20 protein-coding genes and 2 pseudogenes are annotated in these 22,879 nt (G+C 66.4%); 14 read left to right on the forward strand and 8 right to left on the reverse strand.

The window, feature by feature from the left end; genetic code table 11:
- From VGC77_RS05290 to VGC77_RS05325, 8 genes and pseudogenes are all read left to right on the forward strand, one after another.
- Nucleotides 1-142, forward strand: a pseudogene (locus VGC77_RS05290) (IS481 family transposase); the annotation flags it as partial.
- A gap of 167 nt (nucleotides 143-309) precedes the next feature.
- Nucleotides 310-624 (forward strand): nucleotidyltransferase family protein, encoded by a 315-nt coding sequence (locus VGC77_RS05295; protein WP_331170527.1) that lies wholly within the window; start codon nucleotides 310-312, stop codon nucleotides 622-624.
- Nucleotides 624-968 carry a DUF86 domain-containing protein gene (locus VGC77_RS05300; RefSeq protein WP_331170528.1) on the forward strand — a complete coding sequence of 115 codons (345 nt, stop codon included), beginning with the start codon at nucleotides 624-626 and terminating at the stop codon, nucleotides 966-968. The genes VGC77_RS05295 and VGC77_RS05300 overlap by 1 nt, the downstream gene beginning before the upstream one ends.
- 46 nt (nucleotides 969-1,014) lie before the next feature.
- Nucleotides 1,015-1,785 (forward strand): hypothetical protein, encoded by a 771-nt coding sequence (locus VGC77_RS05305; protein ID WP_331170529.1) that lies wholly within the window; start codon nucleotides 1,015-1,017, stop codon nucleotides 1,783-1,785.
- 81 nt (nucleotides 1,786-1,866) lie between these two features.
- Nucleotides 1,867-2,862: a methylmalonyl Co-A mutase-associated GTPase MeaB gene (meaB, locus tag VGC77_RS05310; RefSeq protein WP_331170530.1), complete on the forward strand. Its 996-nt coding sequence runs from the start codon at nucleotides 1,867-1,869 to the stop codon at nucleotides 2,860-2,862.
- A gap of 215 nt (nucleotides 2,863-3,077) precedes the next feature.
- Nucleotides 3,078-3,737 (forward strand): pyroglutamyl-peptidase I, encoded by a 660-nt coding sequence (locus tag VGC77_RS05315; protein ID WP_331170531.1) that lies wholly within the window; start codon nucleotides 3,078-3,080, stop codon nucleotides 3,735-3,737.
- Nucleotides 3,738-3,800: 63 nt separating this feature from the next.
- Entirely contained in the window at nucleotides 3,801-4,082 is a 282-nt protein-coding gene (locus tag VGC77_RS05320) for a hypothetical protein (protein WP_331170532.1), read from the forward strand.
- Nucleotides 4,083-4,224: 142 nt separating this feature from the next.
- Complete coding sequence (locus VGC77_RS05325; protein ID WP_331170533.1) at nucleotides 4,225-5,586, forward strand: TIGR03808 family TAT-translocated repetitive protein; 1,362 nt, start codon at nucleotides 4,225-4,227, stop codon at nucleotides 5,584-5,586.
- Between the two features lie 6 nt (nucleotides 5,587-5,592).
- Here VGC77_RS05325 and VGC77_RS05330 read toward each other — a convergent pair whose 3' ends face one another.
- Nucleotides 5,593-6,081 carry a TIGR03809 family protein gene (locus VGC77_RS05330; RefSeq protein ID WP_331170534.1) on the reverse strand — a complete coding sequence of 163 codons (489 nt, stop codon included), beginning with the start codon at nucleotides 6,079-6,081 and terminating at the stop codon, nucleotides 5,593-5,595.
- Between the two features lie 481 nt (nucleotides 6,082-6,562).
- Nucleotides 6,563-7,231, reverse strand: coding sequence for a hypothetical protein (locus tag VGC77_RS05335; protein WP_331170535.1), 669 nt, complete (start codon nucleotides 7,229-7,231; stop codon nucleotides 6,563-6,565).
- A gap of 471 nt (nucleotides 7,232-7,702) precedes the next feature.
- On the opposite strand from VGC77_RS05335, the gene VGC77_RS05340 reads away from it, so the two are divergent.
- Together VGC77_RS05340 and VGC77_RS05345 are read left to right on the forward strand one after the other, a co-directional pair.
- Nucleotides 7,703-8,905 carry a GGDEF domain-containing protein gene (locus VGC77_RS05340; RefSeq protein WP_331170536.1) on the forward strand — a complete coding sequence of 401 codons (1,203 nt, stop codon included), beginning with the start codon at nucleotides 7,703-7,705 and terminating at the stop codon, nucleotides 8,903-8,905.
- Between the two features lie 2 nt (nucleotides 8,906-8,907).
- Nucleotides 8,908-10,038: a DUF2336 domain-containing protein gene (locus VGC77_RS05345; RefSeq protein ID WP_331170537.1), complete on the forward strand. Its 1,131-nt coding sequence runs from the start codon at nucleotides 8,908-8,910 to the stop codon at nucleotides 10,036-10,038.
- Nucleotides 10,039-10,041: 3 nt separating this feature from the next.
- Here VGC77_RS05345 and VGC77_RS05350 read toward each other — a convergent pair whose 3' ends face one another.
- Together VGC77_RS05350 and VGC77_RS05355 are read right to left on the reverse strand one after the other, a co-directional pair.
- On the reverse strand, nucleotides 10,042-10,680 hold the full coding sequence (locus VGC77_RS05350) for a DUF1109 domain-containing protein (RefSeq protein WP_331170546.1): 639 nt from the start codon (nucleotides 10,678-10,680) through the stop codon (nucleotides 10,042-10,044).
- A 2-nt stretch (nucleotides 10,681-10,682) separates the two neighbouring features.
- Entirely contained in the window at nucleotides 10,683-11,228 is a 546-nt protein-coding gene (locus VGC77_RS05355) for a sigma-70 family RNA polymerase sigma factor (RefSeq protein ID WP_331170538.1), read from the reverse strand.
- 298 nt (nucleotides 11,229-11,526) lie between these two features.
- Between VGC77_RS05355 and VGC77_RS05360 the strand changes: the two genes are divergently transcribed.
- Both VGC77_RS05360 and VGC77_RS05365 read left to right on the forward strand, forming a co-directional pair.
- A complete protein-coding gene (locus tag VGC77_RS05360) occupies nucleotides 11,527-12,090 on the forward strand; it encodes a hypothetical protein (protein WP_331170539.1) in 564 nt (187 codons plus the stop codon).
- 97 nt (nucleotides 12,091-12,187) lie between these two features.
- Nucleotides 12,188-12,967, forward strand: coding sequence for an enoyl-CoA hydratase (locus VGC77_RS05365; RefSeq protein WP_331170540.1), 780 nt, complete (start codon nucleotides 12,188-12,190; stop codon nucleotides 12,965-12,967).
- Between the two features lie 378 nt (nucleotides 12,968-13,345).
- Here the strand turns inward: VGC77_RS05365 and VGC77_RS05370 are convergent, their stop codons facing one another.
- Entirely contained in the window at nucleotides 13,346-13,669 is a 324-nt protein-coding gene (locus VGC77_RS05370) for a hypothetical protein (RefSeq protein ID WP_331170541.1), read from the reverse strand.
- Nucleotides 13,670-14,078: 409 nt separating this feature from the next.
- Between VGC77_RS05370 and VGC77_RS05375 the strand changes: the two genes are divergently transcribed.
- Together VGC77_RS05375 and VGC77_RS05380 are read left to right on the forward strand one after the other, a co-directional pair.
- Nucleotides 14,079-14,942 (forward strand): PstS family phosphate ABC transporter substrate-binding protein, encoded by an 864-nt coding sequence (locus VGC77_RS05375; RefSeq protein WP_331170542.1) that lies wholly within the window; start codon nucleotides 14,079-14,081, stop codon nucleotides 14,940-14,942.
- A complete protein-coding gene (locus VGC77_RS05380; protein WP_331170543.1) occupies nucleotides 14,939-17,311 on the forward strand; it encodes a putative bifunctional diguanylate cyclase/phosphodiesterase in 2,373 nt (790 codons plus the stop codon). Before VGC77_RS05375 ends, VGC77_RS05380 begins: the two co-directional genes overlap by 4 nt.
- A 107-nt stretch (nucleotides 17,312-17,418) precedes the next feature.
- Here VGC77_RS05380 and VGC77_RS05385 read toward each other — a convergent pair whose 3' ends face one another.
- The 3 genes and pseudogenes from VGC77_RS05385 to VGC77_RS05395 form a co-directional block, all read right to left on the reverse strand.
- A complete protein-coding gene (locus tag VGC77_RS05385; RefSeq protein WP_331170544.1) occupies nucleotides 17,419-18,807 on the reverse strand; it encodes a CoA transferase in 1,389 nt (462 codons plus the stop codon).
- 551 nt (nucleotides 18,808-19,358) lie between these two features.
- The gene (locus VGC77_RS05390; RefSeq protein ID WP_331170545.1) at nucleotides 19,359-22,697 is read right to left on the reverse strand and encodes an error-prone DNA polymerase; all 3,339 of its coding nucleotides are present in this window, start codon (nucleotides 22,695-22,697) and stop codon (nucleotides 19,359-19,361) included.
- Nucleotides 22,694-22,879, reverse strand: a pseudogene (locus tag VGC77_RS05395) (DNA polymerase Y family protein); the annotation flags it as partial. The pseudogene VGC77_RS05395 and the gene VGC77_RS05390, both read right to left, overlap by 4 nt.

Raw genomic sequence — 22,879 nt, forward strand, 5'->3', positions numbered from 1 at the left:
GACCTCACAACGCCGCGCCCTCGAACTGCCGGTCTGGCTGCATAGATACAACTGGCATCGGCCACACGGTGGGATAAAATCACAAACACCCATCAGTCGCCTCGCTCTGTCCGAGGACAACCTGTTGAGGCTCCACAGCTAGAGCTCCGGTTCTGATAGAATCAGAACCGGAGCTCTCAATTCTTATTTTGACGCGTTTTCTTCACGCGAACCGGGATCCACTTCGCTCGAAAACGCTATAGCAGCCTAGATGCTGCGGGCGCCTCCCTGACGGCTGCCGGATCGGGCGCAATGTGCTAGAATTTGGCCATGACCGACGTCGCCGACATTTCACTGGAGACTATCCTCGCCAAGCTGCGCGGCCTTGCGCCGGCGTTGCAGGCGCTGGGCGTCGTCCGGCTCAAGGTGTTCGGCTCGCGCGTTCGCGGCGACCATCGGCCGGACAGCGATCTCGATCTTCTGGTCGAGACCACCGGCTATGACGGAACGCCTGCATTCGATCTGTTCAAGGTGATGAACCTGATCGAGAACGCGATCGGGGTTTGGCCCCACGTCATGCAAGGCAGCGAATTGACGCCGCGAATCCGCGAACGCATGGCCGACGACCTGATCGAGGTGTTTTGATGCCTCCCTCGGTGGAAGACCGGCTGCAGGATATCTTGGGGGCGATTACCGAGATCGAGGATCTGCTGCGCGGAAAAACCTTCGATCAGTTTGCCGCCGACCGACGCATCCGGCTGCTCGCAGAGCGCCTGCTTGAGATTGTCTGTGAGGCATCCCGCCGCCTCCCGGAAACCATCAAGCTGGATGCGCCAGACATCAACTGGCAGGGCATGATCAACTTCGGGAATATTCTGCGTCACGCTTATCACGAAACAGACGTGAACATGGTCTGGAATATCATCCACAATCACCTGCCGCCCTTGAAGTCGTTCGTCGAACGGCGCATGGGGACAGCGGGCGGATAGCAAGATGCGCCATTTTCCTCGTCCGTTCAGTCGAAGGCCTCTCGACATGATCTCTCTCCGCGGTTCGCTACTCTTAGTTGCCGCCCTCGCCCTGCTCACCCCCGCCTTGTCTGAGGAGGTCAAGCCGGATTTCGCGGTCGCCACCAAGTCGGTCGACGCCAGCGTGCTGCTCGATCCGCAGCTCAAGGCCGATCCGGCGCTGGCCGCCGATTGCCTCGCCGAGGGCAAGACGTGGGCGGAGAAATACCGCGCCGACGCCGACCGCGAGCGCAAGCAGTCGCCGGACATGTTTCGCGACGGGGCCTGGACCGTGGAGCGCAAATACGACCTCCGCTCCGTGGTCAAGGAGCACTATGTCAGCGTGGTGCGCACCGACTACACCAACACCGGCGGCGTGCATCCGAACTCCGATGTCGACACCATCCTGTGGGACAAGACCGCCGCCAAGCGCATCAGCATCCGGCCGTTCTTCACCGAGACCGCCGATGACGGCCCGACCATGAAGGCGCTGCGGCAGGCGGTGGTCGCCGCGTTGAAAACCGAAAAGCTCAAGCGCGACATTCCCGAGGCCCCCGGCGACGATTGGTTCAAGGTGATCGAGCCGAAACTCACCAAGATCGGCGCGGTAACGCTGGCGCCCTCCACCGAGCCCGGCAAGAGCTCCGGCCTGACATTTCACTATCCGCCCGACGCGATCGGGCCGCACGCCGAGGGCGACTATGTCGGCTTCGTGCCGTGGGAGAAGTTGAAGCCCTATCTCACCCCCGAGGGCGCCGCGATCTTCGGCGGCGCTCGGCCACGCAACGACGAGGATTGATGCCGCGGCTCACCGCTTCCGACACTTGCACGTCCACGGTCGCGCAATGAACCCGCCGCCGGCGCTGCGAAGGCAACCATGATGGCCGCAACCATGACCGCGAGGCCGCCCGACATCGGGACGCTGGCGAGCGAGGTGCGCGCCGGCCATCGCGCGGCGCTGGCGCGCGCCATCACCCTGGTCGAGAGCCGCCGCGCCGATCACCAGGCCGAGGCGCGCAAGCTGGTGCAGGCCTTGTTGCCGCTCACCGGCCAGGCGCTGCGGGTCGGCATCACCGGCGCGCCCGGGGTCGGCAAGTCGACCACCATCGAGGCGCTCGGCATGTTCCTGGTCGAGCGCGGCCACAGGGTCGCGGTGCTGGCGGTCGATCCGACATCGGCGCGGTCGGGCGGCTCGATCCTCGGCGACAAGACCCGGATGGGGCGGCTGTCTGCGACCGACGCCGCCTTCATCCGCCCCTCGCCGGCCGCCGGCACGCTGGGCGGCGTCGCCGCCAAGACCCGCGAGGCGATGCTGTTGTGCGAGGCGGCCTCCTTCGACGTGGTGCTGGTCGAGACCGTCGGCATCGGCCAGTCCGAGACCGCGGTCTGCGACATGACCGATTTCTTTCTGGCCTTGATGCTGCCGGGCGCCGGCGACGAATTGCAGGGCATCAAGAAGGGCCTCGTCGAACTCGCCGACATGATCGCGATCAACAAGGCCGACGGCGACAATGTGAAGCGCGCCAACCTCGCCGCCGCGGAATATCGCGGCGCGCTGCATATCCTCACCCCGCGCTCGGAGCATTGGCAGGTGCCGGTCGCGACCTATTCGGCGCTCACCGGCGCCGGCATCGAAGAATTGTGGCGGAGCGTCGTCGCGCACCGCGAGGCGATGCAGGCGTCGGGCGAATTCGCCGCGCGGCGCCGCGAGCAGCAGGTGAAATGGATGTGGACCCTGCTGGAGGATCGCTGGAAGGCGCGGCTGCGCGCCGATCCCACGATCCGCGCCAAGGTGCGCAGCACCGAGGCCGCGGTCGCCGAGGGCCGGGTCAGCCCGGCGCTCGGCGCCGATACCATCGCGGAGTTGCTGACGTAGCACGCGCCTTCTTCCTTCTCCCCTTGTGGGAGAAGGTGGCGCGGACGAAGTCCGCGTCGGATGAGGGGTTTGTTCAACGCTGTCCTAGACTAGCGAACCCCTCACCCGGCTTCGCTTCGCGAAGCCACCCTCTCCCACAAGGGGAGAGGGAAGAAAAAGCTTCTTGTTGCCCCGAGTTGTCGCCACGAGCCCGACTAACACATGAGCGAACCCCGATGACCGTACCGCTGCGCATCCTGATCACCGGCTTCGGCCCGTTCCCGGGCGCGCCGTATAATCCGACGCCGGCTTTGCTGGCGCGGCTCGTCAAGCTGCGCCGGCCCGCCCTCAGCGAGATCGACCTGATCGGCGCGGTGTTCCCGGTCAGCTACGCCGCGGTCGACCGCGAGCTGCCGCAACTGATCGCCAGGCATCGGCCGGACGCGCTGCTGATGTTTGGCCTCGCCGCCCGCACGCCGTATCTGCGGATCGAGCGCCGTGCCCGCAACGCGGTGACCATGTTGTGGCCCGACGCCGCGCATGCGCGGGGGCGCAGCGCCTCGATCCTGCGCGGCGCGGAGGCCCGCATGTTCGGGCCGCATAGCGAAAAATTGTTGCGCGCCGCGCGTGCCACCGGGCTCGATGCCCGCGGCTCGCGCGACGCCGGGCGCTATCTGTGCAACTATCTTTGTTGGCGGGCGTTGGAAGCCACCGACCGCGCGGACGGGCCATGCCTCGCCGCCTTCGTGCATGTGCCGCTGACAGCGCGCCCCGGCGCCGCTCATGACCATGGCGCATCCCGCATCACCGCGGAGCAACTGGTCGACGCCGGCGAAGCCGTGCTACTAGAACTGGTGGCGCAGGCCCGCCGCGCCCGGCTGTCCCACCCGCGCTGACTTTCCGCGTGACGCTGAGGAAACCTGCCGCGGCCTTCGGCGTTGGGCCTGCCGGAGGTTCCCATGCCATACGCGCTGTTCTGTGACGACGCCAAGGTCAGCAAGACCTACCCGACCGAAGCCAATGTATGGAAGCACGCCAAGGAAAGCGGGCTGGTGATCGACGTCGAGCCGAAGGACAACATGCCGACGCCGCGGCGGGTGCTGGACGCCGGCTACGAGATCCGGGCCTGCGAGCCTGATCCCGGCGAAAACATCGAGTTGAACGAGCGCGAGGCACGTGATGAGGGTGACTTCCAGCTGCCGTCCCGGCCGCAAAAAGTGGATCCCGCGCTTTCAGAGTAAGATCGCGCAAACACACCCGAACCTAATTATTGGGCGAGGCCAACCTCGGCATTAACCCTGGCGGCAAACATCCGGCCGCGCGCTCTCGCCTAACCGCGCCTCGATCGGCAATCTGGCGGCTCTGTAACCCGCCGGAGTGGCCATGGTCATCGATCGCCGCCAACTGATCACTGGCGCTGCCGCTTGCGCCGCGGCCGGGCTGACACCGCCGGCCGCCCGCGCCGCGCCGCTCATCGCGACGCTCGGCCGCGATGCCAGCCAATACGGCGTGCGCCCGAACAGCCCCGACGATCAGACCAAGGCGCTGCAGCGCGCCATCGACGACGCGGCGCGCGCGCAGATCCCGCTGGCGCTGCCGCCGGGGGTGTATCGCACCGGCCTGTTGTCGCTGCCCAACGGCGCGCAACTGATCGGGGTGCGCGGCGCGACGCGGTTGCTGTTCAACGGCGGCCGCTCGCTGCTCGAAAGCCAGGGCGGCAACGCCGTCGAGCTGAGCGGCCTCACCCTGGACGGCGCGCAAATCCGGCTGCCGCCGCGCCGCGGCCTGGTGCATTGCCAGCAGGGCCGCGAGCTCAGAATCGCGCAATGCACGATCGCCAATTCCGGCGGCAGCGGCATCTGGCTCGACAATATCGCCGGCGACATCAGCGATAACAGCTTTAGCAATATCGCCGTCACCGCCGTCGTGTCGTTCGACGCCCAGAACCTGGTGGTGGCGCGCAACGCCATTGTCGGCACCAACGACAACGGCATCGAAATCCTGCGCAGCGCGACTGGCGACGACGGCACCCAAGTGCTCGACAACCGCATCGAGGACATCAAGGCCGGGCCCGGCGGCTCCGGCCAGTACGGCAACGCCATCAACGCGTTTCGCGCCGGCAACGTCATCGTGCGCGGCAATCGCATCAGGAATTGCGATTACTCCGCGGTGCGCGGCAATTCCGCCGCCAATATCCAGATCACCGGCAACAGCGTCAGCAATGTCCGCGAAGTGGCACTGTATTCCGAATTTTCCTTCGAAGGCGCGGTGATCGCCAACAACACCGTGGACGGCGCTGCGGTCGGGGTCTCGGTGTGCAATTTCAACGAGGGCGGCCGGCTCAGCGTGGTGCAGGGCAATCTGATCCGCAACCTCAAGCCGAAACGGCCGATCGGCACCGCGCCGGACGATGACGCCGGCATCGGCATCTATGTCGAGGCCGACACCGCGGTGACCGGCAATGTGGTCGAGAACGCGCCGGCGTTCGGCATCGTCGCCGGCTGGGGCAACTATCTGCGCGACGTCGCGATCAGCGGCAATGTGATCCGCAACGCTTTCGTCGGCATCGGGGTGTCGGTGGCCGACGGCGCCGGCACCGCGCTGGTCGGCAATAATGTGATTTCGGGCACGCCGCGCGGCGCGGTGGTCGGGCTCGATCATGCGCGGCCGGTGACGCCGGATCTGGCGGCGCCGGGCGCGGCCAAGTTCGCTCAGGTAGTGATCGGCAGCAACGCGGCGCGCTGAGCGTGCTTACAGCGCCGGGCGTAGCAGCGGATAGCGCTGCTGCATCACCACGAGGTCAAGCTGCCGCTCCCAGGAGGCCGGGGGCGCCGCGTCGTCGTCGCTCGCCGCCGCGACCGGCTCGGCGGGTTCGACGGGCGCGACCGGGGCCACCGGCGGGGCGTATTGCACCGCAACCGGACGGCGGGCTGCGGCCCAGGCCGATGGCGGTTCGCTCGGCAGCACGCTACGGCGCGGCTGCAGCTTGGCATTGACGCCGAGCCAGGAGAGGTCGACGGGCTGGTTGTTCGGGGTCGCCTCGCGGGTCAACAGCCCGCGCCAGGTCTGCACCGCCGATTTGGCCTCCTGGATGTTGTCCAGGAAATCCAGCTCGCTGTGGTAGCGGCGCCAACGTCCGGTCTCGAACAGTTCGGTGAGATATTCCAGCCGCTGTTCGGCCAAAAGGCACCAGCGCTCGACCACTGCGCGGCCGCGGGTAACGTCCGATTGCTCGTTCATGAAATGGCGAGTCCAAAGGATTTGAAGTTGGACGCTGACGCAACCCGACGAATCGATTCAGATTACTGATAATAGTGTTAACAAAAGTTTACCGTGTCGATCTTGAGGAGATACCGAGGCTGGTGCGGGCCTGACGCGGGGACGCCCAATCCTCCAGCGCGCGCGGGCGCCGTGAACGCCGGCCGCGCAAAGCAACTGCGCAAACAAAGACCCGCCCGGGGGGACGACCGGGCGGGTCAAGCCATACTGGCGCTGGGTGGATGGGCGCTCGCGCCCAATACGGCTGTTTGGGGAGGGAAGACCGCTCCCACTGCTGTTTGTCGCGCCGGCCAACGCAAACGTTCAAAGCCGCGATGAGTTTTTCTATAGCGTTTTCGAGCGAGGTGGATCCCGGTGCGCGTGAAGAAAACGCGTCAAAATAGGAATCTCGAGCCGCGGCTCTGATTCTATCAGCACCGGAATAGCTCTGAGATGCGGGGCGCTACGGCGCCGCCACCGCGAGGCTGACGATGGCTTCGCTCCGCAGCCGGGCGAGGACGTCGTCCAGCGCGGCGCGCGGAAGCGGCGGGCCGGCGAAGTGCAGCCGGAACACGCCGCCCTGGCTGCTCTCGACGATCGTCGCCTGGTAGGCCTCCAGCAGCGGGCCGATCTCGGCGATCCGCGCCGCGGGGGCGAATTGCACCAGCGCCTGCGTTGCCGCGGCGCGCGGGACCGCGGTCGCCGGAGCGCCATGCGCCGGCTCGCGGCCGAGCAGCAGCGCGGCAATGATGCCGGCCTGCAGCAGCAGCGCCAGCGTGCCGACCAACGCGGTCCAACCCGGCAGGCCCGGCGACGGGCTGCCTGGCCGTTCGCCGAGCATCGCCAACCGCCGGCGCAGCAGCGCCGCCGGCCCCGGCTCGGCGTCGATCGCGGCGAACAGCTTTTCCAGGGCGCGCCGTGACGGCACGCCGAGGCTTTCATCGATCCGGATGGTGGCGGCGCATTCGTCCTGGATTGCGGCGAGTTGCCTGGCCAGTTCCGGATCGCTCGCCAGCGCCGCTTCGACCATCTGGGTGTCGCGCGCGCCGAGCGTGCCGGCGGCATACCACGGCAACAGCGCCTCGACCGCGCCGGGCTGCTGCTGCTCGATCTTGTTGCTCGTCGCCGTCATGGCCTCGCTCCCCGCCGGCTGCCCGCGCAGATCGGCGACCTCTTCCGCGCCTGGATCTGGCGCCTTTCGATATGCTGTCCGCAATCGTGATGGCCTTGGCCATGGCGACCCCGGACTCGTCCGACAGCGGACGAGCTGAACGTTTCGCCGGTGATTGCGGCGGCGGCAGGGTTTTCGCGGCGCTTCACGCCCACCTGTCGGCGTCGCGCCGTGCGCGCCGGCGCATTGCCCTTTGATGGCGGTCCCGTGGAATTGGTCGCTGCGACCGAGCGAAAGGTTCGATCCGCAACGGTAAAATACTGCTGTGTCGACATTTGCATGCAATCCTGCGCCGGCCCCCGTAACTCAAAATCTGTCTAACAAGATCAAATGTTTAGCGACCCGCGGGATTCCGCTGCGGAGCCCAAAAGATACCAAACCTAAAGCCTTTGCCGTTAGCGTCCCGACTTCACCTCAACCGTTGACGGGACCATGGGCGCCACCGCTTCTTCTACCTCCGATCCATTGGGTGTCCGCCGCGAGAGTTATCTGCGCCCAGCGGCCGTGCTGGCGCAGCGCGCCAAGCAGCGGCGTCAGATGCTGGATCTGGCCGGGCTGAGCTACGTCATCGATGCCGGCATTCTGCTGATCTATGCCGCGGCGGGAACGGTGCCGGCAATCGTCGGCCCGGCGCTTGCGGGCTGCGGACTGGCGACGCTGACGATCTTCCTGCTGCTGTCGGAATTCGGCGTCAGCGATCGGTTCCGCGATCATTATTGCGTGTTGCCGCAATCCACCATCAACCTCGTGATCATGCTGGCGTTCGCCTATCTGGTTCCGCAGGTCGGCGTGTTGTTTCTGTGCTCGTTGTTCATCGTCTACGGCTTCAGCGCGTTGCGTTCGACGCCGCGCCAGACCGTGATCGCCTGGAGCCTGCTGGCGCTCGGGCTGGCGGCGTTGTTCCTGCTCGGCAACCCGGTCTCGCTGCCGATGGCCACGCCGATGGAACGTTTCGCCACCATGCTGGTGTTCGTGCTCACGCTCGGGCGCTGCATGTTCCTCGGGGTGCTGTCCAGCGCGCTGCGGGAAAAGCTCTACAAGCGCGGCGTCGAACTCAAGGCGACCTACAAGCGGATCGAAGAACTCGCCGAACTCGACGAACTCACCGGCTCGTTTAACCGGCGCTGCATCATGGCGATGCTGGAGGATGCGATTCAGCAGGCCCGCGGCAGCGACATGCCGCTGACGATCGCGCTGATCGACCTCGACTGGTTCAAGCGGATCAACGACGTTTACGGCCATCCCACCGGCGACGAGGTGCTGAGGACGTTCGCGATCACCATCTTCGCCAACATTCGCGACGCCGACCGCTTCGGCCGTTACGGCGGCGAGGAGTTTCTGCTGGTGCTGCCGCAGACCACGCAGGACGGCGCCCACCCGATCCTCGAGCGGTTGCGGCAGATCGTGGCGGAGCTCGACTGGAGCGCGTTCTCGCAGGGCATGATCGTCACCATGTCGGTCGGCATCGCCGCGCTGTACGACCATGAATCGCTGGAAGCGCTGCTTGCCCGCGCCGACGACGCGCTCTACGAGGCCAAGGCGCGGGGCCGCAACCGGGTGGCGCTGTCGCGCCCGGTTGCCGGCGACGCGCTGCCGGGCCGGGCCGCGGCGCGGCTGCGCGACCTCCGAGTCTGACCATGAATCTGAGAGCCAAGGCTGCATCCGAAAACCTGCTCGACGAATTGCAGGACACCCTTGCCCACGGCCCGGTGGCGCGCCGGGTGGAAACGCTGCGCCGCGTTACCGATCTGTTCGTGAATGGCGCGGTGGATTATTCCGACGAGCAGGTCGCGCTGTTCGACGACGTGTTCGAATGTCTGGTGCGCCATATCGAAGCCAAGGCCAAAGCGCTGCTGGCGCGGCGGCTGGCGCCGGTCGCCAAGGCGCCGCCGCGCGTCATCCGGCACCTCGCCTTCGACGATTTGATCGACGTCGCGGCCCCGGTGCTGACGCAGTCGACGCAGCTCGACGACCACGTTCTGATCGAGAATGTGCGCAGCAAGAGCCAGGGTCACATGCTGGCGATTTCCAAGCGGCAGGTGTTGAGCGGAGCGGTGACCGAGGTGCTGGTCGAACTCGGCAATACCGAGGTGGTGCATAGCACCGTCAACAATCCGGGCGCGGAGTTCTCCGAGCAGGGCTATTCGACGTTGGCGTCGCGGGTCGGGACCGACGACACGCTGTCGGCGCTGGTCGGCATGGCGTCGTCGATCCCGCGGCATCACTACCTGAAACTGCTCGCCAAGGCCTCGGTGTCGGTCCGCTCGCGTCTCGAGGCGGCGCATCCGCAGGAGGCCAGCGAAGTCGCGACCGCGGTGCGCGAGGCGTCGCGGCGGGCGCGCTCCGCCCGCGACGCGATGAACAAGGAAACCGTGATCGCGCACGGCCTGGTGCGGGCGCTGCACGCCGACGGCCGGCTCGACGAGCAACTGGTCGGCAGCTTCGCCGAAGAGGGCAAGTTCGACGAGACCAACGCGGCGATGGCCTGCATGGCGAACGTCACGGTGTCGGTCGCCGAATCGATGATGATCGAATCCCGCGCCGAAGGCGTGCTGATCCTCGCCAAGGTCGCCGGACTCTCGTGGGCGACGGTACACGCGATCATCAATCTGCGCGACGAATTGGCCGGGATGAAGAGCGCGGATATCGACGCCTGCCGGATCACCTACGAACAGTTGCGGCCGACCACGGCGCAGCAGGTGTTGCGGTTCCACCGGATGCAGCAGGAGACCGCGCAGACCAGCGGCCCGGCGCGCAACGACGGTTAGACCTCAATAGCGCAACGCCCGGGCGCCGATCGCGGCGCCGAGCAGCGCCACCAGCGCCACCGCCAGCGTGTACCAGGTGGCGACGAACAGCGGCGAATCGTCGATGCAATGCGCGGCGTAGAGCGCCGCCGCCAATCCCGATGCCAGCACGCCCGCGAGCGCGCCGGCCAGCGCCGGGCGCTGCGGCGCGCCCTGACGCAACCCGATCAGCGCCGCGGCCAACAGCGGCAACGACAACGCCGGGATCGACGCCAGGCACAGCAGCGCGTTGTGGCCCATCAGCCGCACCATGGCGGGCGCGGGCGACGGCGCCAGCGCCTCGAACACCATGCCGAGCGCCAATAGCGCCAGCGGAATCAGCAACAGCCAGAGCCAGCGCCGCGGCAATGGCTGCGGCCGCGACACTTGCAGGGCGAGTGGCAGGGCAGCGAGCGCCAGCGCCAGCGTCACCACGAATTTCAGATCGAACAACGGACTGCGCAGCGCCTGCAGGACATCCGGGCGCAGTCCGATGGTCGCCAGCAGCAACGCCAGCGAGACGGCGAAGCCGAGCGGCAGCGCGATCGCCAGCACCCGCCCCGGCGGGCGGGCCGGATAGCCGTTGTCGGCGGCCAGCGTCGTGATCAGTCGCTCGGTGTCCATGGTCATTGCGTCCGCAATTTGCCGGCCAGCCGCGCCAAGCCGCGATGCAGCGCCACCCGCACCGCGCCCTCGCTGATCGCGAGTTTGGCCGCGGTGGATTTGATCGAAGCGCTGTCGACGGCGATCGCCTGCAGCACGTCGCGCTGCCGCGCCGGCAAAGTCTCCAGATGGCCGGCGATCTCATTGCTGGGCAGCGTTTCCGCCGCCGGCGCGCTGGGGATGGTCTCGGCGAAATCGTCGATATTGACGAACACCCGGCGGCCACGGCGGCGCAGCGCGTCGATCAGCTTATTGCGGGCGATCGCGAACAGCCACGGCGCGAACGGCGCGGTTTCGTCCCAGGTGTGTTTCTTCAGGTGCACGGCCAACAGAATATCCTGCACGATGTCCTCGGACTGGTCGATCGGCTGGCCGCTGCGGGCCAAACCGCGACGCGCGGCGGCCCGCAGCACCGGGGTCACCGCCTGCAGCAGACGATGATAGGCCGCGCTGTCGCCGGCCTTGGCCGCACGCATCAACCCGGTCCATTCCTCGTCACGTTCCTGCACGCAGGCTCCTGAAGACAATTCGCCCGAACCGTCAGTTTGTTACGCCGGTGTTATCACGCTGTCGTGAGTTCGCGGCATGGTGATCGGTTCAAGCCGATCATCGCCGGTGCCGCGGCGATTGCCCAACCTGCCCTGTTTTTGCCGCGCTGCGGCGAAGAATCCCCTTGTTTTTGCCCCGTTGAGAACACGCCAAGCGTCTCTTTTCGCGGCGGGACTGGCAACTGGAGAGATTGTCATGAAGGCCAGCGGGCGCTTCGCAATGATTGTGGCCACAACGCTGTGGATATGGGGATCAGGCTTGCCGGCGACCGCCGACGCCGCGACCGGCGCGCCGGGCGCCAGCAGCGACACGACGGTCGGCAAGCCGCTGTCCTTGAAGAAGCCGGCCAAGACCGCCAAGGTCAAGCCGCACCACGCCGCAAAACACGCGTCGGCGCAGCACGCCAAGCTCAAATCCTCCGCCGCCGCGGTGAATACCGCCGATGCCGAGGACGGCGCGGCGCTTCCGGCCAAGGTGGCCAATGCCAATGCGGAAATGCCGGCGGCGGCCGAGGACATGCCGGGCACCCTGCTCGCCCAGGCCGAAGCCGTCCGCCAGGACGCTGCCAAGGCGGCGCCGGCGCAGCCCGCCGGGGCCGAGGTGGTGGCGCCCGATCAGCTCAACGATCTCGACCTCGCCGCCCGTGTCGAGCAGGCCCCGGCGCCCGCCGAGACGGTGACCGTCGGCAAGACCGGCGAAACCGCGACCCAGATCGGCAATGACAATTCGCTGTGGGGCAATACCTCGCTGATCGGCAAGATCTTCATCGCCTTCGGCGGGCTGCTGACGGTGGCCTCGGCGGCGCGGATGTTCATCGCCTGAATGCGGCAACCGGCCCGGCGCGGCCGGTTGGCGAGGCCTTGAAGCGGACCCCGGCAGCGGGCACATTGCGCGGCATCATCCAGCAGCGCGGGGTCCCATGAGCAGCTACGAAACCATCATCGTCGAGCGCAAGGCCGCGGTCGGCCTCATCACACTGAACCGCCCGAAACAACTCAACGCGCTGTCGTTCGGGGTGTTCGGCGACATCGCGCTGGCGATCGACGAACTGGAAGCCGACGCCGCGATCGGCTGCATCGTGCTGACCGGCAGCGAGAAGGCGTTCGCCGCCGGCGCCGACATCAAGGAAATGCAGCCGAAGCGCTTCATCGACATGTTCAACGCCGATTTCCATGCGATCGGCGGCGGTCGCGTCGCCGCCTGCCGCAAGCCGACCATCGCCGCGGTCTCCGGCTACGCGCTCGGCGGCGGCTGCGAATTGGCGATGATGTGCGATTTCATCATCGCCGCCGACACCGCGAAATTCGGCCAGCCGGAAATCACGCTCGGCACCATTCCGGGGATCGGTGGCACGCAGCGGCTGACCCGCGCGATCGGCAAGGCCAAGGCGATGGATCTGTGCCTCACCGGGCGGATGATGGACGCCGCCGAAGCCGAGCGCGCCGGCCTGGTCAGCCGCATCGTGCCGGCGGACAAATTGCTGGAGGAAGCGTTAGCGGCGGCCGAGAAGATCGCGGCGATGTCGCAGCCGGCGGCGGCAATGGCGAAAGCCGCGGTCAATCGCGCTTTCGAAACCACGCTGACCGAAGGCATGAGCGTCGAGCGCGACCTGTTCCGCTCGACCTTCGCGCTGGACGATCGCGCCGAAGGCATGGCGGCGTTCATCGAAAAACGCGCGCCGCAGATCCGCAACCGCTGACGTCTGCCGCAACAACAGCGATGGCGTCATTGCGAGCCGAGGACGGCGCGCAGCGCCGACTGAGAAGCGAAGCAATCCAGGGGCTGCGCGTGTGGCCCCGGATTGCGTCGTCGCAACAGCTCCTCGCGATGACTATAGCGTTTTCGAGCGAAGTGGATCCCGGTTCGCGTGAAGAAAACGCGTCAAAATGAGAATCTAGAACTCCGGTTCTGACTCTATCAGAACTGGAATAGCTCGAGTTGCGCCCTGATTTGCTGATCCTCTTTTCGGCCAGGCTCCGAGCGTCAACAGATCAGCGCCGTCGATCAGTTGATTGTTTCGATGGATCGTCGGCGTGTCCGCGCGCCTGGCGCATCGGACCACGCTCATCGCGCCGGCTCACTGCGCCTTGTGCAGACGGCCGGCCGGCATCGCCGCAACGATGTCGGTGACGCTGGCTTCGACGTCGATCAAAGGCGCGGCGCGCTCATGGCACAACCGGATCTGCTTCGGCGGGAACGCCGGGCCGCGCACCGAGGTCGGCCGCGAGTTGTTATCGCCCATCGCGCGCCCGGTTGCCGTGCAGATGAAATGCTGCTTCGAACACGCCAGACAGAGCACGGCTTCATAGGACTGCCGATCGCCAACCGGCGCCTCGGTGGTCACCCAGGTTTGGGTCATCAGTCCGCTTTCCGGACAGCGATAGACGAGCAAGGTTGCCATGCCATAAATTCGCATGTTCGGTCGCAGCCGAGATTGACCCACGTCAAACTTGCTATGCGATCAATTGTCGCGACGCGCGTCGCGGTGCTGTCTTATTTAATACACCGACGTCTTTTTCGCAGTGCAGCGAGAAACCCCCGTGGAATGGCCACATCCTTGCAAGCACTTCGAAAGACTACTTGGTTCTCCGCGCGCGCGATAAGCGCGATGCTAGCCGTTAGGTAGCCATGGGCGACGATCGCCGCGCCGCGGCCTAGCGAGTCGTAGTATTACGAGGCTAGCCGTCCAGGTAGTGTTACCAGCCAGAAGTTTTGTTCAAAATTAGCCGTTGGTAAGCGACGTTGATGTCGCCGGACGCCACGACGCCTCGGCCCGGTTCTTGCGCAAACACGGCTTTGTGAGTTCTCCGATGCGACAGGCGATTCGACCCGCGAGCTTTCCGGCGCGCGCCGCTGCCCGGCTGATCGGCCGGAGCCTCGTCTTGCTCGGCGCCTGGCTGGCGACGGCGATCGCCGATCCGGCCGCCGCCGAGGTGCTGCGAACCGGCGGAACCGGATCGATGGAACTGGCCATGCAACGGCTCAGCACCGCGTTCCATGCCGATCGGCCGGACAGCAAGCTCGAGTTCATACCAAGCCTGGGAAGCGCCGGCGCGATCGCCGCGGTGGTCGATGGCCAGCTCGACTTCGCGGTCACCGGGCGCCCGCCCACCGTCAAGGAAGCGACTCATTCGCTGACCGCCGTTCTGATCGCCCGGACGCCGTTCGGACTGGTGAGCTCGCAGCCCTCTCCCGGCGACGTCCGCAGTGACGCGATCGCCGCGCTGTTCGCCAACCCGCACTCCAAATGGCCGGACGGCACGCCGGTCCGAGTAGTGCTGCGGCCGCCGAGCGAGAACGACGCCGCGCTGATGGACAGGATGTTTCCCAAGCTCGGCGAAGCGATCGAGCATTTGCGGCTGCGCAACGAGATCCCGCTGGCGGCGACCGATCAGGACAATGTCGCGATCGCCGGCCGGATCGCCGGCTCGCTGGCGGCGGCGACGCTGACCCAGATGCTGATGGAAAAGCCCAGCCTGCAGTTTCTGTCGATCGACGGGGTTGCGCCGACGCTGGAGAATTTCGAGCGCGGCAGTTACCCCTACGGCAAGGACATCTACCTGGTATTTGCCACCGGCGAACATCCGACGCTCGACCGTTTCCTCGCCTTCGTGCGCTCGGCCGAGGGCGAACGGCTGCTGCACGAAACCGGCAATCTGGCGGCACGGCCGTGAGCGACGTAGTCACGCAGATCGACATCAAAGTGCGGTCATTGCGCAAGACGGTGAACGCGATCGCGCTGTCGCTGGTCGTCGCGATCACCATCCTGGCGCCGCTCGGTTACGGCCTGGTCGACTATCGGTTCGAGGAATCGCGGGCGACGTTTCGCGCAAAACTAAGCGCCAGTCGGCTCGCGCAATACATCTATCAGCATTCGCAGCTGTGGCAGTATCAGACGGTCCGCATGGCGGAGCTGGTGCATCTGACGGAATTGCCGGGCACCGCCGGGCGCTACCGGGTGATCGATCAGGCCGGCAAAGTGCTGCTCTCCGAACCCGCGGTGGCCGCGCATGTCACGATGACGCGGACTACGCCGGTGATGGTCGCCGGCACGCAGGTCGGGCGGATCGAGTTCACGGTTCCGCTGGATTCGATGGTTCAACGCATCAGCCTGGCCACGCTGCTCGGCCTGTTGCTGGGGATGTGCGCCTACGCCACCATCCGGATTTTCCCGTTCCGGGTGCTCGATCGCGCGATCGAAGGGCTCGACGGCGCGCATCGCCTGATCCTGGAAAAGAACGCGGTGCTGCAGCTGCGCAATCACGATCTGCTCGAACGCGAGCAGAGCCTGCGCGCCACCAAAAAAATCTTGCGACAGCGCTCGGATCAGCTGCTGGAGGCCCAGCATCTGGGAAAGCTCGGCGACTGGAGCTATCAGCTCAGCGACGAAAGACTGTGGTGGGCGCCGGAGATCTACCAGATGCTGGGCTACGACCCGGCGAGCTTCCACACCGACCGCGAATCGGTGGCGGCGATCTATGTCGGCGACAGCGGCCGCCGGGTCCAGGAGTCCGAGGCCGAGGTAATGCGGACCGGCAAGGTCAGCAGCATCGACATCAAGGTGATGCGCGGCGACGGCTCGGTCGGCGACCTTGCCTTGACCATCAAGGCGATGACCGATGCCGAGGGCGAGATCATCGGCTTTTTCGGCACCATCCAGGACATTTCCGCGCGCAAGAGCGCCGAGGCGCAGCTGGAAAAGCTGGCTTACTACGACCCGCTCACCGGCCTTGCCAACCGCACCTTGTTCCACCGCGAGATCACCGAACTCTTGAGCCGCAACACCCGCTGCGGCAACGAAGCCGCGCTGCTGCTGCTCGACCTCGACGGCTTCAAGGAAATCAACGACACGCTCGGGCACATGGCCGGCGACGAGCTTTTGAGAAAGGTCGGGCACCTGATCTCACGCGCCTTGGCCCCGGGCAATTTTCTGTCCCGGCTCGGCGGCGACGAATTCGCCATCGTGCAGACCGATCGGACCTCGCCGTCCGAGATCGAACAGCTGGCGACCGCGTTGCTGGCGGCGATCGCCAAGCCGATCGCGCTGGAGCGGGGCGAAGCCATTATCAGCACCAGCATCGGCATCGCCATGATGCCGCGCGACGGCAGCACCCTCAACGAGATCCTGCGCAGCGCCGATCTGGCGCTGTACCGCGCCAAGGAAGACGGCCGCAGCTGCTACAAGTTCTTCGAGGCCGGGATGAGCGCCGCGGTGCAGCACAAGATGGCGCTGAGCCGCGATCTGCGCGCCGCGATCACCGACAACAGCGGCCTGTTGGTGCATTACCAGCCGCAGATTGATCTGTGGACCGACCGCGTCGTCGGGTTCGAAGCGCTGATGCGCTGGAGCCACCCGACGCTCGGGCTGATTCCGCCGGCCGAATTCATTCCGATCGCGGAAAGCTCGCACCTGATCTGCGATCTCGGGCTGTGGATCATGCGCGAAGCCGCGGGCCAGGCCAAGGCGTGGCTGGATGCCGGCGAGCCGCCGCGGGAAATGGCGGTGAACGTCTCCGCGGCGCAGATCTGGCACACCGATTTCGTCAGCGACGTGGTCCGGGTGCTCGAAGAAACCGGGCTGCCTGCGCATCTGTTGTGTCTGGAATTGACCGAGAGCCTGCTCGCCGATCACGCCGAAGGCCGGGTGCGCAACGTGCTGACCGAATTGAAGCGGCTGGGCGTCACGCTGTCGCTGGACGATTTCGGCACCGGCTATTCTTCGCTCGGCTATCTCACCCAATTGCCGTTCGACAAGCTGAAGATCGACCGCATCTTCATCGACGGCATCGGCGGCTCCGAGCGCAGTCGCAACTTGCTGCAGGGCATCATCGCGCTCGGCCGCGGGCTTGGCATGACCCTGGTGATGGAAGGCGTCGAGCGCGCCGATGAGGTCGAAATTCTGCGCAGGTTCAACTGCGACATGGTGCAAGGCTTCTTCTTCGCGCGGCCGACCGCGGCGGCGACGGCACTGGAGTTTGCGCACGAGCTCAAGGTCAGGGTGCCGTGGCCCGCGACCGGCAATGCCCGCGCCCCGCTGGCATGAGTGGCAGCCAGTCCGACCGGCCGAGGCGGGCGCAATCAGGAATTTCGTCGTCATTGCAATGACGAGGCGAAACGCCCGATTTCGATGATCGCATTTTGGGTCGGACTCTACGGCCAGCGCGGCGGGTGGCTGCCGAGCGGCATCGCCGGGCGCGACCAATCGGCCGGCGTTGCCGAGAGCTGCGCGGCGTGGCGTACCGCCTCGAGCGTCCCGAAGCCGGACGGCATCTGTTGCAGCAGCGGTGTCGTCGCCTCGCGCGGGATCTCCTCGGCGGCCAGGCCATCGGCGAGCCGGCCGATCTCCCACAACCACAGCGCGGTGCGCGCCAGCGACAGTTGGACATGCCAGCTGCCGCCTTCCCGCGCCTGCCGAGCGCACGCCATCATCGCGCCGAACGCCATCAAATAGCCGGTGGCGTGATCGAGCATCTGCGCCGGCAATTCCTTCGGCCGGTCGAGGCCGGCGGCCGCGCCCTCGGCCTGGTTGAAGCCGGTGGCGCATTGCACCAGCGAGTCGAAGCCGCGCCGTTCGGACCACGACCCGCCGCGGCCGTAAGCCGACAGCGAGACATACACCAGACCGGGACTGATCGCGGCGAGATCGCGCGGCGAGAAGCCGAGCCCCGCCAACGCCTGCGGGCGATAGCCCTGCGAAAAGATATCGGCCTGCGCCACCAGGCCGCGCAACGCGTCGCGCCCGGCCTCGGTCTTCAGATCGGCAAAACATGACAGCTTGCCGCGGCCGGTGTCGATACTGAGCCAGGGCATCGCCGGCAATTGCGGCCCCGACACCAGCATCACCTCGGCGCCGTGCGCGGCGAGCGTGCGGCCGGCTACCGGCCCGGCGATCACCCGCGACAGATCGAGTACCCGCAGCCCGCCGAGCGGCCGATCGCCGGCCGGCCAGGGTCTTGGCGGCGCGTCGCCGATCCGCTCGATCTCGACCAGCGGCAAGGCGGCGATCGCCGCGGCCTGCGGCAGCGCCATCCACTCGTCGCGCGAACGCATCAGCGCCACCACGCCGCCGGCGGCCGTGGCCGCGGTTTCGAACGCCGCGCCGCTCCATTGCAGCAACGCCGCCTGCACCGCGTCGCGCTGCGGCGCGCAGGCCAGCACGCTGCAGACCGCGTCGCGGTGATGCGGAAAATTGGTATGCAGCCGCACGAAACGCTGGTCGCCGGTGGCATAGACCCCGGCGATCGGGTCCCACATCGGCGGCGGCGGCTGATCGTCGACGCGCAGATAACGCTCGGAGCGGCATTCGATGACGGCGTGGCGCATGTCGACGCTGACGCGCTGCGACCGCCCGCTGCGCAGCCGCCAGATCTCCGCGGCCGCCAAGCCGGCCGCGGCGATCGAAACCTGCGCCGCGGCGCCGACCCGGAACGAGGACGGCAATTGCGGCTCCGCGCCGGTCAGCGTCACCGCGTCGAGCGCGGCTGGCGCGCCGCCGACCGAATGCCACAGCGCGGCGAGAATGGCGTGAGGTGAGAGCATGCATGAAGTCCGTTTGATGGGCGTCGAGCGTTCGCAGATGGTCTGCCCACTATAGCCGTGTCGAAACAATCCGCGAGTGCGCCGCTGCACACGCGCCATCATCTTGAGTGCCTGACCGAAAAAGCAGGGAGAAAAATCAGGGATCTTTGTCATTGCGAGCCGAGGGCAGCGCGCAGCGCCGACTTCGATGCGAAGCAATCCAGGGGCTTCAAACGTGGCCCTGGATTGCTTCGTCGCAACAGCTCCTCGCAATGACGGGTCTAATGCCTGATTTCATTGATCGCTTTTTAAGTCAGACTCTGCGGAGCCTGGCATCGCTCGAAGAGCGAAGCCGGGCGCACGTCCCGTCATCCTGAGGCGCCCGGTGTAGCCCGCAGCGCGAAGCCGGGCGTCTCGAAGGATGGGCACGCGCACGATTACATGCTCCCGTCATCTCCCACTTGCGTCGTCATCCTTCGAGGCTCGCCGGTGCCCGCACCGTGGTAACACTGCGGTCGGGTGCCGGCTCGCACCTCAGGATGGCGGCCGGATTCGCAGCAAAGCGTGCGCGCTCAGCGAAAATCCCGCGATGGCGGCAGGATGCGGACGTCGCGCGGGTGGCGAATTTTTTGCGCAGGGTTGTCGGCGTGGTCGCGGCGATCGCCGTTGAGCGGCTCGATCAAGGCCGCGCCCGCCTGAATCGCCGGCCGCGTCACGAGATTGTCCGACAGCCGCGCCATCTCATAGCTGCGATCGACCAAGCGCTCGGCGACCAGATGCACCACGCCCTCCACGCTCGCCTGAATGCGGCCTTCGACCAGCAACAGCCGCGCCCCCATCACTTCTTTACGGAACCGCTCCAGCACTTGCGGCCACACCACGACATTGGCGATTCCGGTCTCGTCCTCCAGCGTCATGAACACCACGCCGTTGGCGCTGCCCGGCCGCTGCCGCACTAGCACCACGCCGGCACAGCGGCTGCGCGGGCCGTTGCGGCGCAGCGCCGACACCGCGGCGCAACTCATCACCCGCTCGGCGGCAAACAGCGCGCGCAGAAATTCCATCGGGTGGCCCTTCAGCGACAGCCGGATGGTCTGATAATCGGCGACGACGTGCTCGGCGAGCGGCATCTGCGGCAACGGCTTCGCCGCTTCGTCCGGCTGCTCGCGCGCGGCGCTGATTTCGAACAGCGGCAGCGCCACGTCGTCGGGCAAGCGCCGCACCGCCCATAGTGCTGCGCGACGATCGAGCCCGATCGAGCGAAACGCATCGGCCTCGGCGAGCAGCAGCAGCGCCCGCTTCGGCAGCGCGGTTAAGCTGGCGAACTGTTCCAGCGAGGTGAAGCGCTGCCGGCAGCGCGCCGCGACGATGCGCGCCGCCCAATCCTCCGGTTCCGGCCGCCCGGACTGCTGCCTCAAGTTTGCCGCATCAGAATCCGCATAGCGAAAACCGTCGATCTGGCGAAAGCCGAGCCGCACCGCGTGGTGGCGCCCGCAGCGTTCCTCCAGCGTATTCTGCCCGCAGCTGAACGCAACATCGACCGCGCGCACCTCGACGCCGTTTGCCCGCGCGTCGCGCACGATCTGCGCCGGCGCGTAGAATCCCATCGGCTGCGAATTCAACAACCCGCAACAAAATGCGTCGGGATGAAAATGCTTCAGCCATGACGACACATAGACCAGTTGCGCGAAGCTCGCAGCGTGGCTTTCCGGAAAGCCGTAGCTGCCGAAACCCTTGATCTGGTCGAAGCAGTTCTTCGCAAAGCTGGGATCATAGCCGCGCGAAATCATGTTGTTGACCATCTTGGATTCGAATTTGCCGATGGTGCCGACGTTACGGAACGTCGCCATCGCCCGACGTAGTCCGTTGGCTTCCTCGGGCGAAAATTTCGCCGCCTCGATGGCGATGCGCATCGCCTGCTCCTGAAACAGCGGCACGCCGAGCGTCTTGTGCAGCACCTTGCTGAGTTCATCCTTGTCGCCGTGCTGCGGCGACGGCGACGGATAGTTCACCGGCTCCACGTTGTTACGCCGTCGCAGATAGGGATGCACCATGTCGCCCTGGATCGGCCCCGGCCGCACGATCGCGACCTCGATGACGAGGTCATAGAATTCGCGGGGCTTGAGCCGCGGCAGCATGTTCATCTGGGCGCGGCTTTCGACCTGAAACACGCCGAGCGATTCGCCCCGGCACAGCATGTCATAGACCGCCGGCACCTCGCGCGGAATCGTCGCCAGCATCCAGCGTTCGCCCTTGTGGAGATCGATCAGGTCGAAGCATTTGCGGATGCAGGTCAGCATGCCGAGCGCCAGCACGTCGACCTTCATCATCTTCAGTGTGTCGACGTCGTCCTTGTCCCATTCGATGAAGGTGCGGTCGTCCATCGCGGCGTTGCCGATCGGCACGTAGCTGTCGAGCCGGTCCTGGGTCAGCACGTAGCCGCCGACATGCTGCGACAGATGCCGCGGAAATCCGATCAGCTCGCTGGCGAGATCGATCGCGCGTTCGATCGTCGGATTGCGCGGATCGAGCCCGGCCTGCGTCACCTGCATCTCGTTGAGGCCGTGGCCCCAGCTGCCCCACACCGTATCGGCCAGCGCCGCGGTGACGTCCTCGGTCAACCCCAACACCTTGCCGACGTCGCGGATCGCCGAGCGCGGACGATAGTGAATGACGGTGGCGATGATCGCGGCGCGGGCGCGGCCGTAGCGGCGATAGACATATTGCATCACCTCTTCGCGCCGCGAATGTTCGAAATCGACGTCGATGTCCGGCGGCTCCAGCCGCTCCTTGGAGATGAAGCGCTCGAACAACAGATCGACCTCGACCGGATTGACGGCGGTGATGCCGAGCACGTAGCACACCGCGGAATTCGCCGCAGAGCCGCGGCCCTGGCACAGGATGTTCTGCGAGCGCGCATAGCAGACGATGTCGTGCACGGTGAGGAAATAATGCGCGTAGCGCAGCTTGCGGATCAGCCGCAATTCCTTGCGCAGCGTCTTCTTGAGCTGCGGCGCGATGCCTCGCGGGAAACAGGCGTGCGCGCCGGCCCAGGTCAAATCCTCCAGATGTCGCTGCGCGGTCTTGCCGGGCGGCACCGGCTCGTCGGGATATTGATATTGCAACTGATCGAGCGAGAACTGTATGCGCGACGCGAAACGCATGGTCTCGGTGATCGCCTGCGGGCAATCGCGAAACAGCCGCGCCATTTCTTGCGCCGGCTTGAGATGCCGCTCGGCATTGGCCTCGAGCCGCGTGCCGATGCTCTCCAGCGTGAGTTTTTCGCGCACGCAGCTCAGCACATCCTGCAGCGGCCGCCGCGCCGGGTGATGATACAATACCTCGTTGGTGGCGAGCAGCGGCACCCGCGCCTGCGCGGCGATCTGCTGCAGCCGCGTCAGGCGCCTCCGGTCGTCGCCGCGATATAACAGACTCGCCGCAAGCCAGACGCCGCCCGCGGCAAAGCCTTGCAGCCGGCCCAGCAGCCGCGTGGCTGCGGCATCCTCGAAGCGATGTGGCAGCGCCAGCACCAGCAACTGGCCCTCGGCGTACTCCGCGAGGTCGTCGAGGCCGAGATGGCATTCGCCCTTGTCGGCGGCGCGCTTGCCGCGGGTGAGAAGCTGGCACAGCCTTCCGTAGGCGGCGCGGTCGCGCGGATAGGCCAGGATGTCCGGCGTGCCGTCGGCGAACACCAGCCGCGCGCCGATCAACAGCCGCGGCGGATGCGCGAGCTTTTCGTTGCGCAATTCGCTATAGGCCCGCACCACGCCGGCCAGCGTGTTGTGATCGGCGAGCCCGATCACCGGCAGCCGCAATTCAGAGGCCTGGTGCACATAGTCCTGCGGATGCGAACCGCCGCGCAGGAACGAGAAATTGGTGGTGATGCCGATCTCGGCATAGGGCGTAATCATGCGAACAGCCCGTGCATGAACCAGTTCGGCCGCGCGGCCTCATCGTCTTCGTCAGAAGTGAGTTCGCGCTCATACAAGCCGTCGCGGTACAGCCAGAACCGCAGGCCGGCCTCGTCCTCAACGCGGAAGTAGTCCCGCGTCAGCAGCGCGGCTTCGGATCGCCACCATTCCATCGCCACCCG

This window comes from Rhodopseudomonas sp. (assembly GCF_036404135.1).
GTDB lineage: Bacteria > Pseudomonadota > Alphaproteobacteria > Rhizobiales > Xanthobacteraceae > Rhodopseudomonas_A.

Excerpts from the sequence above, each read along its gene's own strand:
- VGC77_RS05330 (WP_331170534.1), bottom strand. The coding sequence starts at position 6,081 with ATGAACGAGCAATCGGACGTTACCCGCGGCCGCGCAGTGGTCGAGCGC.
- VGC77_RS05320 (WP_331170532.1), top strand. The coding sequence starts at position 3,801 with ATGCCATACGCGCTGTTCTGTGACGACGCCAAGGTCAGCAAGACCTAC.
- VGC77_RS05325 (WP_331170533.1), top strand. The coding sequence starts at position 4,225 with ATGGTCATCGATCGCCGCCAACTGATCACTGGCGCTGCCGCTTGCGCC.
- VGC77_RS05390 (WP_331170545.1), bottom strand. The coding sequence starts at position 22,697 with ATGATTACGCCCTATGCCGAGATCGGCATCACCACCAATTTCTCGTTC.
- VGC77_RS05335 (WP_331170535.1), bottom strand. The coding sequence starts at position 7,231 with ATGACGGCGACGAGCAACAAGATCGAGCAGCAGCAGCCCGGCGCGGTC.
- VGC77_RS05370 (WP_331170541.1), bottom strand. The coding sequence starts at position 13,669 with ATGGCAACCTTGCTCGTCTATCGCTGTCCGGAAAGCGGACTGATGACC.
- VGC77_RS05315 (WP_331170531.1), top strand. The coding sequence starts at position 3,078 with ATGACCGTACCGCTGCGCATCCTGATCACCGGCTTCGGCCCGTTCCCG.
- VGC77_RS05365 (WP_331170540.1), top strand. The coding sequence starts at position 12,188 with ATGAGCAGCTACGAAACCATCATCGTCGAGCGCAAGGCCGCGGTCGGC.
- VGC77_RS05295 (WP_331170527.1), top strand. The coding sequence starts at position 310 with ATGACCGACGTCGCCGACATTTCACTGGAGACTATCCTCGCCAAGCTG.
- meaB (WP_331170530.1), top strand. The coding sequence starts at position 1,867 with ATGGCCGCAACCATGACCGCGAGGCCGCCCGACATCGGGACGCTGGCG.
- VGC77_RS05375 (WP_331170542.1), top strand. The coding sequence starts at position 14,079 with ATGCGACAGGCGATTCGACCCGCGAGCTTTCCGGCGCGCGCCGCTGCC.
- VGC77_RS05340 (WP_331170536.1), top strand. The coding sequence starts at position 7,703 with ATGGGCGCCACCGCTTCTTCTACCTCCGATCCATTGGGTGTCCGCCGC.
- VGC77_RS05305 (WP_331170529.1), top strand. The coding sequence starts at position 1,015 with ATGATCTCTCTCCGCGGTTCGCTACTCTTAGTTGCCGCCCTCGCCCTG.
- VGC77_RS05345 (WP_331170537.1), top strand. The coding sequence starts at position 8,908 with ATGAATCTGAGAGCCAAGGCTGCATCCGAAAACCTGCTCGACGAATTG.
- VGC77_RS05350 (WP_331170546.1), bottom strand. The coding sequence starts at position 10,680 with ATGGACACCGAGCGACTGATCACGACGCTGGCCGCCGACAACGGCTAT.
- VGC77_RS05385 (WP_331170544.1), bottom strand. The coding sequence starts at position 18,807 with ATGCTCTCACCTCACGCCATTCTCGCCGCGCTGTGGCATTCGGTCGGC.
- VGC77_RS05300 (WP_331170528.1), top strand. The coding sequence starts at position 624 with ATGCCTCCCTCGGTGGAAGACCGGCTGCAGGATATCTTGGGGGCGATT.